Genomic DNA, 17,914 nt, shown 5'->3' with positions numbered 1-17,914 from the left:
CGGTAAAACCGAACGTTGGAGGCCTACTGTTGCTTGCGGGGGCTCTTAAACTACTAATTGATCAACAACATCTTGTAATAAACTCATTCCTGCCAAACTATTGCCATGTTGATCAAGAGCTGGACTAAAAATACCAATACCACATTTTTGCGGGGCACAAGCCAATAAGCCGCCGCCAGTACCACTTTTAATAGGGAGTTCAATTTTAATTGTGTATTCTTTTGATTCTTCAAACGAACCAACTGTTGTTAGCAATTTCTTTACCAACTCGTTATCTTCATGGCTAATAAGACGCTCATTATCCCAAGGTTTAATTCCATCATTTGCCAAGACTGCTCCTAGGTTAGCAAGACTCTGTGATGTCACCATCATTGAGCTTTGCATAAAATAAGTTATCAATGTTTGATCAACAGTCTCTAAAATATCCTTATCTTTCATATAGTAAGCCAGTGCATGAATATCTTTATCATTCATAATTACTGACCGAAATAAACGCTCATTCAAGCTAATGCATGGGTCATTGCAGATCTCACGGCAGAACCCGAGAAGGGCATTAAAACTATTCTGCCCCATCAACTGGTCAATTAAGGCTGTCGTTAACAAGACGGAGGAATTATTAAGGTAATTTATCCGATGGACCTGCTCGGTTAACTCGTCATCCAATAGTACCGAACTTAGGCTATAATCTGCCGAACCATTTTCTAGTTCTGCTAAGACACGCTTATGTCCTAATCTCTTGATCGCTAATATTAAAGCTACGACCTTCGCAATACTCTCAATCGCAAATCGCGTTCCTGCCATTCCAGCGGTCCCAATTTCGTCCTCGTCAACGTCATAAATGGCAATGCCCAATTGCTGCGGATCAACAATTCCTAATATCGGAATATAGTTTGCAACCTTACCATGAGCTGTTTCAGCAAAGTTTTTATCAATCAATTGCTCTAATTTTTGCATTTAATGTAATTTTTCTTGGAATTTCTGTAAATTACCAGGAGTTGGGGTTAAGTTAGTCCATTCTGGTGAAAGGAACTTACTATTGATTTGATAATGTGGTTGCGGTTGCTTGTTAGAAATAAAACTATTAGTAGCTTTATCAACTTTTACCCAACCAGCCCAACCGATATGAATAGTATCTTCCATAAATCCAGGCTTATCACCATCATGAGAAAGATCCAAAATGTGATTGAACCCTTGTTGGCGAAGCTGGAATTTGATTTTTTCAACAGATTGGTAATACATATTCATGTCCATTCCCGTGTACTTTTCCCACTTTGAATTAACCGGTGGGATGATAAAGAGGACGTTTGAATTGGTATTCTTAAACTGATTCAAAACTACTTCCAAATCGCCATATTCTGGTGACTTAGTATAATTGAAATTCCGTTGTGATCCCTTTGTTTTCGCTAAGTTTTTCTTCACACGCTGGGTATAGAAGCTGTTTTTGATACCGAAACGGTTGTTATTAGTATCACGTGCGGCTTCATTCATTGCATCATCATAAAGTTCATTATAGTTGTAATGCTGAGGAAGCTTCTTAACATTTGGGAGGATATGCTTGCCATAGTTATTATTTAATTGAAAACCTGAGAAGATGGCATCTTCATGAACAAGCATGTTAAGTCGGAAGCGGATAACTCCCATGTCGAAACTGCTCAGGGATTTTCCTTCAGCGATTTTTTTAGCATACGAAGAAACAGTCCCATCTTTGCCAAGCATTGCAATTAATCGCGTTGCAATGTAACGATCATATGGTGATTTGGGATTAGCGTGTTGAAGCCAGTTAAGGTTAGCGAGTTCACCATTATAGTACTTGAAAGCTGGTGGTTGAACACCCTGCTTGGTAAACCATTGTGGTGAAATGATATAGACTGCCTTATTATTTCTCATCTGCGTTTCCATTGAATTAATGTTAAAGAATTGCGGAAGAGATTGGGTACCCCGTGAACCAAAGAGGAAAGGAGTATAGTTATGATAACGAGCAGCCATTACAGAAGGATGGAAGCGATCCATTCGCCGTAATTCACTAGAACCAAAGAATGGAACATAGTGGGTGTGCTTATCACTGAGCGCTTGTTGCTTAATTGATTGGTTCTTAAAAACAACGGGGCTTAGTGATACTGCAGCTTCATGTTCAATCGCCGCTGAGTGCTTTTTACTAATCGGCAGTGAAAACAAAAGAACTACTAATAGACAAGCGACAATCAGCGGGCCCAAGATTGACCACAGCTTTTTGCCATTATGCATTTATGCATTTTGGAGCTCCTTTACCCGTTCTTCAATCTTTTCAATAGTGTCCCATTGGTTACGGTCAAATTCTGAAACTGGTACTTGAACGCCAAAAGCATCTTGTAAACCGAGAAGAAGACTAACAGTTGCCATTGAGTCTAAAAGACCACTTTCAAAAAGGTTTTGACTTGCATCACTAAAGTCTGCAGTATCCCGACCAGTTGCATCAGCTAAAATATTAATAATTTGTTCTTGCATTTATTTGAATAGATAAGTATCTAAGAACCCACTGAAGATCAAGAAAGTAAACATTACAAAGTTAAATGTGACAAAAATAGCAACTCCAGTAGTGAACTTATTATGTGGTAGCTGTTTTAAGTTTTTGCGCTTGAAACGCAGCCACCAGTCATTAACTACTAGGCCTAGACCTTGGAGAAAACCATAGAGAATATAGTACCAGGTAATTCCATGCCAAAAGCCCATTAGTAACATATTAAGCATATATGCGGTTGATGACAAGGCATTTCGATTCTTAAACCATCGTTTTTTGGTAGCAAGAAAGACGAACCGCATAAAAATATAATCACGGAACCAGAAAGAAAGGCTAATGTGCCAACGATTCCAGAACTCTTTAAGGTTTTTCGATTTGAAAGGCTGCTTAAAGTTCATCGGGGTACGCACACCCATAAAGTAACTAATAGCAACTGCAAACAATGAATAACCGGCAAAGTCAAAGAATAAGTAAAGTCCGTAAGTGTACATGACACCGACTAAGTTCCAAGAAGGGAATGATGGATCAGCCAAGGCCGCTTTTTCAAAGAAGGGGTAAAAACGCTGACCAAAGAAATAACCGATGACAAACTTGTACAAGAACCCAAGGAATAAGTAGAAAATTCCCGTATTAACAAGATTCAAATATTCCTCGCGGGTCGGAACCTTTTTATAATCTTTTTCAAAACGTCGGTAACGATCAATTGGTCCAGAAGTAATGGTTGGCATGAACAGAATGAAACGAATGAACTTCCATGGGGAAATCTCTTTGATCATTCCATCACGCGTTTCAATTACTGTTCCGACTGCCCGAAAAGTTAAATAACTAATTCCTAAGAAACCAAGGAGGGAGTTATGACCAACCATTGCCGGTGAGAGCTTAACAATTACAATCGGCAAAATTGATAAGGCGGCAGTGAAGTAAAAAACACCACTCGAATTATTATTTTGCCGGTAGCGATGATAAGCCATCACAATAATTGTCTGGTAAATAACATAAGCAATTAATGAAATTCCTTGTTGCCAGCTTGAACCATCGAACATTAAGAAGATAAAAATGAAACTAATTAATGCTTCATACCAGTTAAACCTCTTCCCAAAGTAAAGGCCGATTCCCAACGGCAAAATAGCAAGAAGTAAGTAGAAGAAGTATACCGGGGTTCCATAAGCACTGAAATTAGGAAGGTTTGAAATCCAATCAATCATTTACTTGTTAGCCTCAGCAATCATTTGTTTAACTGCAATCTTGCCATTTGCAGACATTGGGAATGATTCACGGTAAACGAATTGGGTAGGCATCATGTATGGCATGATTAAGCCGTCCAAGCTTTCACGAATTTGTTTTGTTAATCCAGCCGTATCTTCAGTAGATTCGTTTGGAATAACATAAGCGATCAGGTGCGTAACTTTGCCGTCTTTATTATATTTTGGAACCGCAACTGCTTGTTTGATTAGAGGACTCTTTTCAAGACTGGCACGAACTTCATCAAGTTCAATCCGGTAACCATGTAATTTAATTTGGAAATCCATGCGGCCTTTGTGATGAAGTAAGCCATCGCTGTCAAGGGTACCCGCATCCCCAGTTCGGTAAGCAGGCACACCATCAATCTTAAAGAATGACTTGGCTGTTTTTTCTGGATTATTCATATAGCCACGTGCCACACTATTACCACTGATTACAATCTCACCTTGTTCACCGGGAGTAGTGATTTCTTGATCGCCATTCCAAATGGATAATTTAACTCCAGGCTTTGCATAGCCAACTGGTAAGCGGTCATTATTTTCAATGATTTCAGGAGTAATCTCGATTCCTGATACGGCAACCGTTGTTTCAGTCGGACCATAAGTGTTGAAGATTTTAGCATCTGGGAATCGTTGGTGTAATCCTTTGGCAGTCTTTACTGTTAATTCTTCGCCACAGAAGAGAAAGGTCTTTAAGCTTGGCATTTTTTGTTGGTTAAATGCTGGGCTAAGCATTAACATATCAGCAAACGATGGTGTCCCTACAAATACCTCAAGATCAAGGTTTGGTAGAGCAGTGAACATCTGACCAAAATTTTCAACAACTTCGTGAGGAAGCGCCTTGATTGTCCCACCATTAAGTAGTGCTGGTAACCAGTACATGTTTGAAAGATCAAATGAATATGGTGGCTGCCCTAAGAAATTAGCATGTTCTTTGATTTTAAATTCATCACTTAGCATCCAGTCAACAAAGGTCATAAAGTTATCATGACTAACTTCAACCCCTTTTGGTGAACCGGTAGTTCCAGACGTAAAGAGGACATAAGCTAGTTCGTCACCATTAATCATTGCTGAAGTATCAAAAGTTTGCGGTGTTGCCAAAATTTTTTCAAGCTGTTGATGATCGACAATCGGGGCATCAAACTGGAGATCATTGCTTGGAAAATCATTAACAGCAATAATCATCGCCGGTTTAGCAGTATCCAGAATTGATTGCATCCGTGGAATTGCTGAATCGTTGGACACTGGAATATAAGTATGTCCAGCTTTTAGAGCCGCTAAAAAGCTAATAATCATTTCAACTTGATGATCACCATATACGAGAATCGGACTACGATCAGGCAAAGATTGAGTACTAAGCCATGCCGCTAAAGTATCAACTGCTGAGCTTAAGTCCGCATAAGTGGTCGTTTTGCCCATTTCATCATATGCGATCCGCGTTGAGTTGTCCTTGGCAATTTGCTCAAAGACGGTAATAATATTCTTACTCATTTAGAATTCGTTGTAGATAAATGGCTCTTGGCCTGCTCCATAATAACCATAAAGGTAGATTAATAAAAGAAGCACTACAAAGTAAAATAATGTTTTTAAGATGAATTGTAATGCAGGATGGCGTTGAATAATCTGAGCCATTTATTTATTCTCACTTTCTAAAATTACTTCTGTCATTACTAACGTGGCAGTATGACTCACTGAAGCATGAGCATTACCATTATACGGCGATTTAATCACAATTGGCGCACCATATTGGTTATCAATGATTTCAATATCATGAAAGCCTAGTTTAGCACCAATTCCCGTTCCATATGCTTTAGCAAAAGATTCTTTTAGTGACCACCGACCAGCAAGATATTCTACTGATCGTTGACCGCTAAATTGACTATATTGTTCTAGTTCAGTCGGTGTCAATACATGCTGGATGAATTGAGAATGCGCTGTCGCAGCTTTCTTAACTCGTTCAATCTCGGTTATATCGATTCCAATCCCCTTAATCATTTATTTACTTTGGTGATAAATGCGATGAACCCGATTACTAATATTAGTTAGGATTTCATAGTTAATAGTTCCGGCCTGCTCAGCTAAATCAGTTGCTGTAATTTCTTGGTCACCGGATTTGCCCATCAATACTACTGGAGTGCCGACTGGGTAATACTTAGGAAGCCGAATCATCATTTGATCCATACATACTCGTCCGGCAATATCACAAAATTGACCGTCAACTAATACCTTATAACCAGTCATACACCGGGGATAACCGTCAGCATAACCAATCGGCAAAGTGGCTAGCCATTCATCTTGCTCCGCTGTATAAGTAGCACCATAGCTGACAGATCTTCCTGCCTTTAACTGCTTAACAAAAGAAATTGATGAAACTAATGAACTAACGGGCTGTAAATCAAGCGTTAATTTCAAGTCACGTCCAGATGGGTTTTGTCCGTACATTGAAATCCCCATTCTAACTGTATTAGCCGTGATTTTTTCCCGATGCCATAAACCAGTCGCTGAATTTGCCATATGAACATATGGTGGCAGTTCGTCAAGACTGGCAACAAATTGATGCCACCGTTGAACCTGTTGATTAAAGTAATTTTCATCAGGACTATCAGCAGTTGCAAAATGCGTGAACATCCCTTCAAATTCAAATTCAGGACTATCAAGCAACTTAACAGCTTGCTTAAATGTAGCGACCTCTGTAAAACCAATCCGGCCCATTCCTGAATCAATTCCCAGATGAACTTTTAATGGTTTCTTAGGCTTGGCAACTTGTGCTAGTTGATGATATTGTTCAAGCCAATCTAAGGAGCCGACTGTTAAAGAAACTCCGGCTTGAGCAGCAATCAACGCATCTTCAACTGGCGTAATTCCAAGGACAAGTGTCATGGCTTCAATACCGTTATCCCGCAATTCCAATGCTTCGTCTAAAATTGCTACGCATAAACCACTTGCACCACTGGTCATTGCTGTTTGGGCAACTGGAATCAATCCATTGCCATAAGCATTTGCTTTTACAACAGCAAGGATTCTACTATTTTTGGGCAAAACTTTTTTCTGTTCTTGAATATTATGACGTAATGCATCTAAGTCCACTATTAATGATGTATCTCGCAAACGACCATTAACCATTCATTTATTTTCATCATAGGCAGCACTTAATCCCACACTAATCGTTAATGCTTTATCCACTTTTGCCATTGTCTCTGGCGACAAATGAGCAATTCGGTCTTTTAATCGTTGTTTATCAATCGTTCGTAATTGCTCCAATAAAATGACCGAATCATGAGTTAACGGTAACGACTTACCTTTTAGTTGGACATGAGTAGGCATCTTCTTTTTTTGCATTTGGGCAGTAATCGCAGCAATGATCACTGTTGGACTATAATGATTTCCCACGTCATTTTGAAGGATCAGGACTGGACGAACGCCCCCCTGTTCCGATCCAATTACCGGGGATAAGTCAGCGTAATAGATGTCACCCCGTTTTACTTTTCGTTTTGTCATTTAATAGCATAATTCATCTTCCTTTCGGTCAACCAGCAACATAATTCCATAATATAGGATACCACTCAAACACATATCAATAAATGTGGCCCCAATCGTATTTACGAAGATTGGTAACTGATGAACACCTAAGAAGAAGGCAACCCCGATAGCAAAAACAATAATCGCTACCCAGTTGACGCCTCCACGATACCAATATTTTCCACCAACTTTACCTAATTCATCAACATCATATTGCCGGTGAGCACGGAAATAAAAATCAGTACAAATAATGGCGATCGTAGGTCCTAACACCATCCCCACATAGTCAAGGAATGATTCAAAAGCACTCAAGAAACTACCGACAAACATCGGAATAAAGGTCACAACTGTCGCAAGCAATACGACGATCCATAATGAATACTTTAATTTGAGCTTTGTAAAGATATTTGAAAGAGCTGATCCGGCCGCTAATAAATTAACAGCATTTGCCGTCATCGAGGTCAAAATAATAACAAGAAGGGCAACTACCCCCAGTCCTAACTTACTAGCAATCGTTGAGGGATCAGAGTTATTTGCGTTATATACCCCACTTGAAATTGCAATACTAATTGTTGAAATCAGGCCGATGAAAGCAAACCATACAACCCCTAGTAAAGCACCAAGGAACGGCGTCAAAGTCGCATTCTTTTCTTTAGCAGTAAAGCGGGTGAAATCAGCACCGGCAGTTACCCAGGCTAAATTAAAAGCTGCTACATAATCGACCGCCGCACCGACTGCCATTTTTGATTGCGCAGGAACACGCCAATTTACAATTTGACTGAAGGAAACGGTTCGAAAAACAGCTACTGACTCCCAAATGACGAATACAAGAACAAGGATTATCCCTAACCGCTCAATCATTTGGACTGAACGTGATCCGCTAGAAACACTAATAATATGGAGAATGCTCATGATAATAATCCCGACTACTAGCCCTAAATAGCCGCCATGTTGTCCCCACACAGGCCATCCTAATAAGTCATGGAAAAGAATGCTTACCGACTGGGCCGCAATAAAAGTATTAACTGCTGTCCAACCAATAAATTGAGTAATATTAACTAATGATGGGAGATAACTGCCCCGTTCACCAAAGGAGGCACGACTTAAAGTCATCGTCGATACCCCAGTCTTATAACCAATGTAACCTACCAAACTTAAAAATACATATGATAAGGCAGATGACAATACTAAGACCTTCATGGCAACCGAAAATCCACAAGCGGCGAGCACTCCGCCAACAAACCAGGTTCCATTATTGGCATTTGCACCGACCCACGTGGCAAACATATCCCAAGTATTAGTCTTTCTGTTCTTCATTGGAATACTAAAAATTGTTGTCCCCTTTTGCTCTTTCACTTATTTTATATTAACTTTGGTTTCAGCTGGTTTCGTCTCAGCAAGGACTTTCCCATGACGAATATTATAAAGAACTTCAACATGCTTATTAAGGGCATTATAAAAGTCGTGAGCATTCAATAAGATACAGTTTGCCGGTTTTCCTACTTCAATTCCATAATTATCACTAATATGCAATGTCTTAGCACCGTTATAAGTTACATAATTAAAGGCATCTTGCAGTTGGTGATACCCCATCAAGTGAGCAATATAAACACCCATCGTAACTGCATCTAACATGTTACCATCGCCGAGAGGATTCCACGGGTCTTGGATATCATCCTCACCAAAGGAAACATTAATCCCCGCTGCTGTTAATTCCTTAATCCGGGTAACGCCACGACGCTTTGGATAAGTATCGAAACGGCCGCCAAGGTGAACATTAACTAATGGATTAGATACAAAGTTAATATCACTCATCTTTAATAGTCGGAATAACTTATAAGTATAAGCATCATTATATGAGCCCATCGCTGTCGTATGACTAGCAGTGACCCGGTCTTTCATCCCTCGTTCATAGGCTTCGGTCGCTAAAACTTCAAGGTTACGCGAAGCTGGGTCATCGATTTCATCACAGTGAACGTCAACTAAACGATCGTACTTATCTGCGAGGGCCATTAAGAAATGGACGGATTGCCAACCATATTCAGTTGTAAATTCAAAATGGGGAATACCACCAACGACATCTAATCCTTCTTTAACCGCCTGCTCCATTAATTCACGTCCATGAGGATAGCTAAGAATACCTTCTTGCGGAAAAGCAACCAACTGCAAGTCGATCTGGTCTTTTAATTCTTCACGCAATTCAAGAAGAGCACGGGCGGCAATTAAATGAGGATCAGTTACATCAACATGGCTCCGTACGTGTTGAATTCCATGACCAACCATATTCAGTAATGTCTTTTTCGCGCGCGATTTAACATCTTCCTTCGTTAAATCTTGTTTCCGTTCACTCCAAATCCGGATACCATCAAATAAAGTCCCGGTTTCATTCCATTCTGGCTGACCAGCAGTAAGCGTAGCATCTAAGTGAACATGAGAATCAACAAATGGTGGCAAAAGTAAATTTTCTTTACCGTCAATAACTTCTTCACCGTCATGGGGCGTTAAGTTAGCCTTAATCTCACTAAATTTTCCATTGAGAATTCGAACATCGACTACTTCTTCATGATTATCAACATGTACATTTTTTAATAGCATTTATTTCGCATTAACTACAACGTTTCCTAAACCGCTATCGAACTCAACTTCCCACTTACCAGCAGTGAGCTTAGGTGGTAAGACAAATGTTCCAGATGATACCATTTGGCCCTTGGTAAATACTTTTCCTTGTTCAGCTAATTTTTGTACTAACCATTGGAGGGACTTAAAGGGATTGCCTAAAACTTCTGATGATACCCCTTCTTTTAATTTCTTACCATCTTTGAATAAAACGGCATGAACATTAGCAGCATCGTCAACATTTTCAAATACGCTATCTGCATCATGTTCTTCACCATATACAACAAGACCACCAACAGCACAATCAGCCATTACATTATATTTTCCTAAATCTGGAAACCAATCGACGAAACGGGCATCAGGCAATTCTAAGGCTCCCGCAACAGTTACTTTCTGAAATAAATCTTCTAATGTATCACTAGGTTGCAAGTCTTCTTTTGCGCGGAAGGTTAATTCAACCTCTAATAACGGTTCATTTAACATCTGCAAGTCAACATCCGCCGGTGACTGGAGGAATCGTTCAGCAACTTGTTGTCCATACAATGGTGAATCAGCATCAAACATGTCTTGAGTTTCTTTACTAGTTAACGAAACTTTATAGCCAGCAGTTGGCTTCCCTTTTAACTTTACTACCGCATCTTGAACTGCGTATGCTGTTTCATCATCAGTCACAACGTCTTTCCATTCTTCCTCTTTTAACGGCGTATTAGTGTCATAAGCTTCAAAAAGAGCCTTAGCAAATTCTTCCTGTCGTGCGTTTAATTCAGTCATTTAATAGCTTTGGTGCAAGTCTTCAATTTCTGAAACTTCTAACCCTTTTTTCTCGAGTCGTTTAACAATCCGTTCCATCTTTTCTTTAGTAACATCAGCAGGCAAGGTGTATAAGACCCGTTTCATTGTTTCGTCTTCTGGATCGAGTGAAATGACATTTACGATCTGACAAAAACGAGTGATTTCTTTAGCAGCCGTTACTAGCGCTCCCCGTTCATCAGGAGTAATAACAGTTAAAACATAACTCCCATTATTCACGTTCCAGCCAGCAGCTAACATCCGTAAAAGACTATTATGGGTTAAAATCCCATAAAACTGATTATTGTTATCCAATACCGCAATATATGGAAGGTCTCGAATAGCAAAAAAGATAGAGAAGAAAGCCGCGTTAATTGAGATAAATTTAGTAGCATTCTTTAATAATGCAGTTACCGGTAAATGCATATCCCCCTGTCGTGCTTTATGCCGGTAAAGATGCATCTTATAAATATTTCCCCGAAAGATCTTTCCTGACTTATCAAGAACTGGGACACACCGATAGCCGGTATCCTCCAAGACAGTCAGAGCCTCATCCAATGTCGCTGTTTCTGGAAGAGTTGTTAAGGTTGCTTTGGGTTTGATTAATGAATTGAAAATCATTTAATTATAAGCATTCATTAATTTGGCAAAGTCTTCTCCATTAATCCAGTCTTCTAATGCATGCTCAGCTTGTTCAACTGCTTGGTCAAATTTAGGACGTTCTTCTTTAGAAAATTTACCTAAGACATGACTAACCACCGTTCCATGTTGGGGATGGTCAATCCCTACTTTTACCCGGTTAAAGTTCTTGGTTCCTAACGCGCTGATAATGCTTTTAAGTCCATTATGACCGCCTGAAGCCCCATGTGTTTTTAAACGTACTTTGCCAACTGGCATATCCAAGTCGTCATTAACAATTACGAGATTATCCAAGTCAATATCATAATAGTCTACTAGTGGTCCGACTGCTCGTCCTGAATCATTCATGAACGTCGTCGGCTTGACCAACATTACTTTTTCACCATTAATTATCCCACTAACTGCGACTGCTTCTTGTTTTAGGTGGGTGAATGCTCCCAGGTGATAATCTCGTGCTAGTTGATCAACCACCATAAAGCCAGTATTATGACGGGTTTCATCATACCGCGTCCCAATATTTCCTAAGCCAACAATCATTTTCATTCATTTTTCCGCTCCTTTTTCATCGGCTTGAATAACGTTTCCTAAAGTCGTTACAAATTGTAGTAGCTGGTGAAGCCAATCATCAGTAGTCATTTTAGGTTGAATAACCAGCCGAATCATTAGTTGCTGATTGTCTTCACCGATTGTTGCTTTAAATCGCGTATTAGCTAGCTCCTTAATTATTGCAGGGGCTTTAATCAAGCGGCTAGCACGTTCAGTAAACTTGATATTAATATTATCCCGTTGCCGCTTAATCTCAGCAATCATTGCCAGGTCAGCATGATTCTTCAATTGACTTACAAGCAACAGCGTCCCAACCGGTGCCGGGTAATCGCCAAACCGATCAATCAAGTCACCTTGAATATCAATAACTTCTTCATCTGTCTTAGCTTGGCGAATTGTCTTATATAATTCGATCTTTTGCCGTTGGTCTGCAATATAATCCGTTGGTAGGTAAGCTTCAACCCCTAACTCAACTTCTGCATCGGAGTGAATAGTTTGCTTCTTACCCTGCTTTTTAGCTACCGCATCACTAAGCATCGCTGAATATAGGTCATAACCAACAGAATCGATAAATCCATGTTGTTGTTTCCCCAAGAGGTTACCAGCTCCCCGAATAGCAAGGTCTCGCATTGCAATCTTAAATCCAGATCCCAACTCGGTAAAATCACGAATTGCAGCTAGCCGCTTTTCTCCTAATTCTGTTAGGACCTTATTAGGCTGATACATAAAGTAAGCATAAGCCACCCGATTACTACGACCAATTCGTCCGCGAATCTGATATAGCTGAGCTAACCCCATCCGATCAGCATTTTCAACAAAGAGGGTATTAGCATTTGGGATATCAACCCCCGTTTCAATAATAGAGGTAGTCACTAATACATCATAATTTCCTTGAATAAACTCATAGAGGACTGTCTCCAGTTCATTTTCACTCATCTGACCATTAATATAGCCAATCCGGGCTTCAGGAACAAGGTCTTGTAACCACGCCACTGTCTCTTCAATGTCATGAACGCGATTGTGAAGGTAATAAACCTGTCCGCCGCGTTGCATTTCACGAATGATCCCATCGCGAATCGCACTACTATTTTGCTCCATTACATAGGTTTGGATTGGGTAACGACCAGCTGGCGGTGTTTCAAGGACTGATAAATCTCGTACGCCCAGCATTGACATGTGTAATGTCCGGGGGATCGGGGTTGCTGTCAAGGTTAAAACATCAACATTATTTTTTAATTGTTTTAGTTTTTCTTTATGTTTTACCCCAAAGCGCTGTTCCTCATCAACAATTAACAGCCCAAGGTCCTTAAATTCAACATCCTTTGATAGGATTCGGTGGGTTCCAACAACAACATCGACGCTTCCATCCTTTAGCCCTGCTTCTGTCTCTTTTAGCTCTTTTGGCGTCTTGAAACGTGACATCAAGGCAATGTTGATTGGGAAGCCCTCAAACCGGCGCATCAGGGTGTTGTAGTGTTGCTGGGCAAGAACAGTTGTTGGCACAAGGAAGGCCACCTGCTTTCCTCCAGTGACTGCTTTAAAAATTGCCCGCATTGCAACTTCAGTTTTACCATAGCCGACATCCCCTACCAACAGTCGATCCATCGGCTTTGGTTTTTCCATATCCTCTTTAATTTCATCAATACTCCGCAACTGATCACGAGTCTCATTATACGGGAAATTAGCATCAAATTGTTTTTGGAGATAATCGTCTTTCGGAAAAGCATATCCCTTCTCCGCTTCTCGCTTAGCATATAAGTCAACTAATTCATCAGCGATATCTTCAATTTTTGAAGAAACGCGCCGCTTAGTCTTTGCCCATTCGTTACCGCCAAGCTTGTTGATATGCGGGGTCTTAGATTCTGATGATACATACTTTTGGACAAGATTTAGTTGGGTTACTGGCACATATATCTGAGCGTTATCTCGGTAATTGATGATCATGTAGTCTTGGTGAACATGGTCAACTTCCATCGTCTTAATTCCACTAAAAATCCCAATTCCATGATTGACATGAACTACATAGTCACCTGGTTTAAGGTCAGTATAATTTTTTAATCGTTCGGCGTTGGCAAGTTTTTGTGGACGATGATGAACCTTTTTTACCTGCTTAAACATCTCGCTTTCTGTAATAACAACCAGCCCAGCAAGTGGCATTTCAAATCCATTGTTTAAGTTAGCAGCAACAATTTGAACAACATTCGGCTTGATATTTGTTAATTCAGTTTCTGTTGCGGTGATATCAAAGTCAGCAAGCGTTTGGGCAATTTGCTTTCGCCGTTCTGGACTATTAGCCATCAGTACTACCGTTTGCCCTTGATCAATCCACCGCTGAAGTTCGGCTTTCAGCAGTGGCATTTGACCAAAGAAACGTTGCATGGTTCTGCTTTTTAGGTCGGTAATTTGGCTAAGTTTAATATTACCGAGACCTTTTTTAAATAAGGCGCCATAAATTTGCGGATGCGGGTCTTTTTTTATTATGGCCGATATGTCATTGCTAAGATCTGGAACATCCGTTAATTGATGGTGAGCAACCTTATCTTTAAACCAGCCTGCATCTTCCTGGGTCATCCGCTTGGCAAATTGCTTTATCCGCGTCAAGTCATCAAAGTAAATTGTCCCATCATCAGGAAGATAATCAAATAAGGAATGCTTAGCCGGATAAACCAGGTTGCTAAATTCTAAAAGTTCATTAGGCAAGTGCTGGTTCTTAAGTGCGTTCAATAATGGTTCAAAGCGGTTAGCCACCTGCTGTTTAATATCCGCATCGTCAGCACTTAACTCCTTCCCCACCTTTTTATATTCAGTATCTAGCGCTTCATACACCCGCGAAAATTCAGTCGATGGGATAATAAAATCTGTCGCTGGCAGTATCTGAACTTCTTCAACATTATCAATACTCCGCTGAGTACTAGCATCAAAATACCGAAGTGAATCAACTTCTGTATCAAAAAGATCAATTCTAATCGGATTATCAGTGTTTAAGGCGTAGATATCAATAATCGACCCACGAATTGCAAAATCACCAGGACGCAAAACCATTTTTTGATATTGATACCCCATTGCGCTTAATTGTTGCCGAATTTTTGCTGGATCCACTTCCCCGCCAGTCTTAATCTTTAACGAGGACTGGGCAAAGTATTCTGGTGAAATAATATTGCGTCGTAACCCCGCAGCAGATGCAACTACAACTGCCGGTTCTTTATTAATCAACGCATTTAAGGCCAGTACCCGCTGAAGACGATAGTTAGGAGAACTAGTTGCTACTTCCGCTGCTAAAACCTCTTCAACCGGAAACTGGTAAACACGATTAGCAGGAAGAAGGTTCTCCAAGTCACTAGCCAATTCCTGCATATGGGAAATCGTGTCGGTCACTACTAGAATTGGTCGCTGCCCTTCTTTAGAAAGAGCACTTAGTAATTCGGTTCGCGCTGATCCAGAAATCCCCGTTATTAATTGATGGTTCTTGGGTTGGAGGTCAGCCGTAATTTGTTTAAATGATGGCGTCTTCTCGATTAAATTTTCTATTTGCACCATTTATAGTTGGTCAAAGGATTCCGCGTAAGTTTCATCAACAATTTCATACATATCTTCCGCTTCACTCTTTTTCGTCGTTTCAACAATCCGATTAATCTTAACTGTTTCTGTCTTATTACCAAACTTAATTGTTAAAGTATCACCAACCGCTACCCGACTGGATGATTTTGCTGGTTGACCATTAATTAAGATCCGTCCTTGATCCGCGATTTCCTTAGCAATTGATCGACGTTTAATAATCCGTGATACTTTTAAAAATTTATCTAATCTCATTTAGTTCAAATTATAGATTATCTCGCCCTTCTTAGAGTAATTATACTTAGCACGGATAACCTGCTGAATATATTCGGGATTATGCAACATTTTAATCTGACGTTGTAGTTGTTGATTCTTTTGTTTTTGTTTTGTTAATTGTGATTGTGCTTGTCGAATATTGCCATTAATATCTGCTAATGTCCGTTTGCTTTGAAATATCTGAATTCCAAAGATTAAGAATATAACCAAAAAAACGGCAATAATCCGCTGACAACGGCGCTTATGCACATGCCGATTATATGTTTTTTGATTCGAAACCTGGCGGGCATATGGGGTATTTAATTGTGAAACTTTGCTATCAGATTGTCCTTTCATTTAGCTCCGCCGACCACCACGGCCGCCACGCTTACCATCAGTTTGACGTTTCAAAGTAGATAAACGTGATTCGCTTTCTTTTAAATAGCCAGCTAACATGTCATTAAAGTCTTCGTGTTGGTGACTGTTGTGGTGACGACCACTAAAACCACCACGGAAGTTATCATTGTGACCACGGAAATTATTATTCCGTTCGTGGTGAAAATCACGGTGATTATTTTCACGATGATGGTTATTTTCATGATGATCTTGATGTTCACGAGGAGCTGCGGCCTTGATTGAAAGAGCAATCTTACCGTCATCACCAATCCGTGTTACTTTTGCTGTAACTTCATCCCCGACAGCCAATACATCATGAACATCCTTGATATATTTATCAGAGATTTGACTGATGTGTACTAGCCCTGTCTGATTATCATCTAAATCAACGAATGCACCAAAATTAGTGATTCCTGAAACTTTACCTGAAACCTTTGCTCCAACTTCAATTGCCATTTATTCATTTACCTTCTTCTCCTTATTTTTTATTCCAATAAAACATGACCGACATGTCTGCTGATAGCCGGTTGGCCGTTCAAACCAACTCCACTTTCGGTTAACTATCCAGACGACCTCGTCATGCGCATCAACTAGGACCATTTGCTGGTCACGCTGTTTTCGGGAAACTTTTTGGTCAATTAGGACCCGCTTGACTAACTGGTGATGACCATTTTTTAAGCGAATACGATCTTTTTGTCGCCATTGTCGTAGACGCAGCGGAAATTGATCTGGAGCAAGCCATTGCAAAACTACCTGCTCTTCATCATTGAAAAACGACTTTTCAGCTGACACTGCCATTAAGTTTATTGGATCTACTTGATACCATTGTTCCAATTTTATCACATGATCTTGGGGCTTTTGTAGGTTCTCAAGCGGATTATCCAATTTTTTTAACACACAAGTAGCGTAGGCTTTCTCAAGAATATATCGATGCGGCAACTCAATGATTTGCTGTGGCTTTTGCTCGTTTTCTAGGATCTGCAGCAGTTCATCAAGTTGCTGGTCCTTAATATCATATATTCCTTGTTGATTAAACCATTGTCGTAAAATTTCTTTTCGAATGATTTCCTTATTTTGCAATAATCTTGCCAGGATCATCCTTCCTTGTTGATCAACACATGCTGCTAATTGATCTGCCACTTCTTGATCACGCCAGGCAAGGAGATCCATTAACTGTTGATGATAGCTTTCAAGGTGAGAAAGCAACTGAGGATTCTCTTCTTCAAGCATTGGAATTATCGCATGCCGAAATCGATTCCGTTGAATGTTCAAGTCCTTATTTGTCTTATCCTCATACCACTTAAGATGATGCTGCAAAGCATATTTCTTTAACTGCTGTTTACTAAAGGGTAAAAGCGGCCGAATTAAGGTTCCAGAAGCAAATGGTCGCCGATCTCGTATTCCCACTAATTGACTCAACTGACCACCACGAGCCATCTTCATCAGCATTGTTTCTGCTAGATCATTTTGGTGGTGTGCAGTTAGCAGAATGCTTGCCTGATTATCTTTCATCACTTCCCGGAAAAATTGGTAGCGTGCTTGACGAGCAGCGTTTTCGACCCCGGTCTGTGGATGAAGATCTTGTGGCCAGTGTGCAACTGCTAGTTTTAAATCATTTTGTTTACAATACTGCCGAATGAACTGTTCTTCAAGCTGGCTTTGTTTTCGTAACTCATGGTTCATATGGGCAACGATAATCTGGGGACGATATTTTAACGGCAAATGTTGCAAGAGATCTAACAGAACCATCGAATCGACTCCGGTTGAGACAGCCACTACCACCTTATCTTGGGTAGCAAAAAAGCGACTCCTTACTAGGTGTCGCTCAAATGCTTGTTGTAAATCCGCCATATTAGCTCCG

General features: G+C 40.2%; 19 protein-coding genes. All 19 read right to left on the bottom strand.

What is annotated here, in order from left to right; translation table 11 throughout:
* Positions 1 to 45: 45 nt before the first annotated feature.
* From HHK02_RS08730 to tilS, 19 genes are read right to left on the bottom strand one after another with little or no spacing between them, the layout of a single operon-like run.
* A complete protein-coding gene (locus HHK02_RS08730; protein ID WP_181462304.1) occupies positions 46 to 954 on the bottom strand; it encodes a glutaminase in 909 nt (302 codons plus the stop codon).
* Positions 955 to 2,244, bottom strand: coding sequence for a D-alanyl-lipoteichoic acid biosynthesis protein DltD (gene dltD, locus HHK02_RS08725; RefSeq protein ID WP_152719801.1), 1,290 nt, complete (start codon positions 2,242 to 2,244; stop codon positions 955 to 957). It lies immediately after the preceding gene.
* A complete protein-coding gene (gene dltC / locus HHK02_RS08720) occupies positions 2,245 to 2,484 on the bottom strand; it encodes a D-alanine--poly(phosphoribitol) ligase subunit DltC (RefSeq protein ID WP_003667244.1) in 240 nt (79 codons plus the stop codon). It lies immediately after the preceding gene.
* Entirely contained in the window at positions 2,485 to 3,702 is a 1,218-nt protein-coding gene (dltB, locus tag HHK02_RS08715) for a D-alanyl-lipoteichoic acid biosynthesis protein DltB (protein ID WP_085719429.1), read from the bottom strand. It lies immediately after the preceding gene.
* A complete protein-coding gene (gene dltA / locus HHK02_RS08710; RefSeq protein WP_085719428.1) occupies positions 3,703 to 5,229 on the bottom strand; it encodes a D-alanine--poly(phosphoribitol) ligase subunit DltA in 1,527 nt (508 codons plus the stop codon).
* Entirely contained in the window at positions 5,230 to 5,370 is a 141-nt protein-coding gene (gene dltX / locus HHK02_RS08705; protein ID WP_003671255.1) for a teichoic acid D-Ala incorporation-associated protein DltX, read from the bottom strand.
* Positions 5,371 to 5,733 (bottom strand): holo-ACP synthase, encoded by a 363-nt coding sequence (gene acpS, locus HHK02_RS08700; protein WP_102815991.1) that lies wholly within the window; start codon positions 5,731 to 5,733, stop codon positions 5,371 to 5,373. It lies immediately after the preceding gene.
* Entirely contained in the window at positions 5,734 to 6,861 is a 1,128-nt protein-coding gene (gene alr / locus HHK02_RS08695) for an alanine racemase (RefSeq protein WP_181462303.1), read from the bottom strand.
* Positions 6,862 to 7,236 carry a type II toxin-antitoxin system PemK/MazF family toxin gene (locus tag HHK02_RS08690; RefSeq protein ID WP_102815993.1) on the bottom strand — a complete coding sequence of 125 codons (375 nt, stop codon included), beginning with the start codon at positions 7,234 to 7,236 and terminating at the stop codon, positions 6,862 to 6,864.
* Positions 7,237 to 8,613 carry a cytosine permease gene (locus HHK02_RS08685; protein WP_181462302.1) on the bottom strand — a complete coding sequence of 459 codons (1,377 nt, stop codon included), beginning with the start codon at positions 8,611 to 8,613 and terminating at the stop codon, positions 7,237 to 7,239.
* Complete coding sequence (gene codA, locus HHK02_RS08680) at positions 8,614 to 9,852, bottom strand: cytosine deaminase (protein ID WP_003671249.1); 1,239 nt, start codon at positions 9,850 to 9,852, stop codon at positions 8,614 to 8,616.
* Entirely contained in the window at positions 9,853 to 10,644 is a 792-nt protein-coding gene (locus HHK02_RS08675; protein ID WP_085680990.1) for a 2-keto-4-pentenoate hydratase, read from the bottom strand.
* Positions 10,645 to 11,283, bottom strand: coding sequence for a cyclic di-AMP binding protein CbpA (cbpA, locus tag HHK02_RS08670; protein WP_065867192.1), 639 nt, complete (start codon positions 11,281 to 11,283; stop codon positions 10,645 to 10,647).
* Positions 11,284 to 11,844 (bottom strand): aminoacyl-tRNA hydrolase, encoded by a 561-nt coding sequence (pth, locus tag HHK02_RS08665; protein WP_078009868.1) that lies wholly within the window; start codon positions 11,842 to 11,844, stop codon positions 11,284 to 11,286.
* Positions 11,845 to 15,384 carry a transcription-repair coupling factor gene (gene mfd / locus HHK02_RS08660; protein WP_181462301.1) on the bottom strand — a complete coding sequence of 1,180 codons (3,540 nt, stop codon included), beginning with the start codon at positions 15,382 to 15,384 and terminating at the stop codon, positions 11,845 to 11,847. It lies immediately after the preceding gene.
* A complete protein-coding gene (locus HHK02_RS08655) occupies positions 15,385 to 15,657 on the bottom strand; it encodes an RNA-binding S4 domain-containing protein (protein WP_003665648.1) in 273 nt (90 codons plus the stop codon). It abuts the gene before it with no gap.
* On the bottom strand, positions 15,658 to 16,014 hold the full coding sequence (locus HHK02_RS08650) for an FtsB family cell division protein (protein ID WP_078009866.1): 357 nt from the start codon (positions 16,012 to 16,014) through the stop codon (positions 15,658 to 15,660).
* Positions 16,015 to 16,509: a S1 domain-containing RNA-binding protein gene (locus HHK02_RS08645; protein ID WP_003665652.1), complete on the bottom strand. Its 495-nt coding sequence runs from the start codon at positions 16,507 to 16,509 to the stop codon at positions 16,015 to 16,017.
* Entirely contained in the window at positions 16,510 to 17,904 is a 1,395-nt protein-coding gene (gene tilS / locus HHK02_RS08640) for a tRNA lysidine(34) synthetase TilS (protein WP_181462912.1), read from the bottom strand.
* Positions 17,905 to 17,914 lie beyond the last annotated feature (10 nt).

This window comes from Limosilactobacillus reuteri (genome assembly GCF_013694365.1).
Lineage (GTDB): Bacteria > Bacillota > Bacilli > Lactobacillales > Lactobacillaceae > Limosilactobacillus > Limosilactobacillus reuteri_E.
The sequence above is the reverse complement of the archived record's forward strand: the minus strand, read 5'-3'. Positions and strand labels throughout refer to the sequence as shown.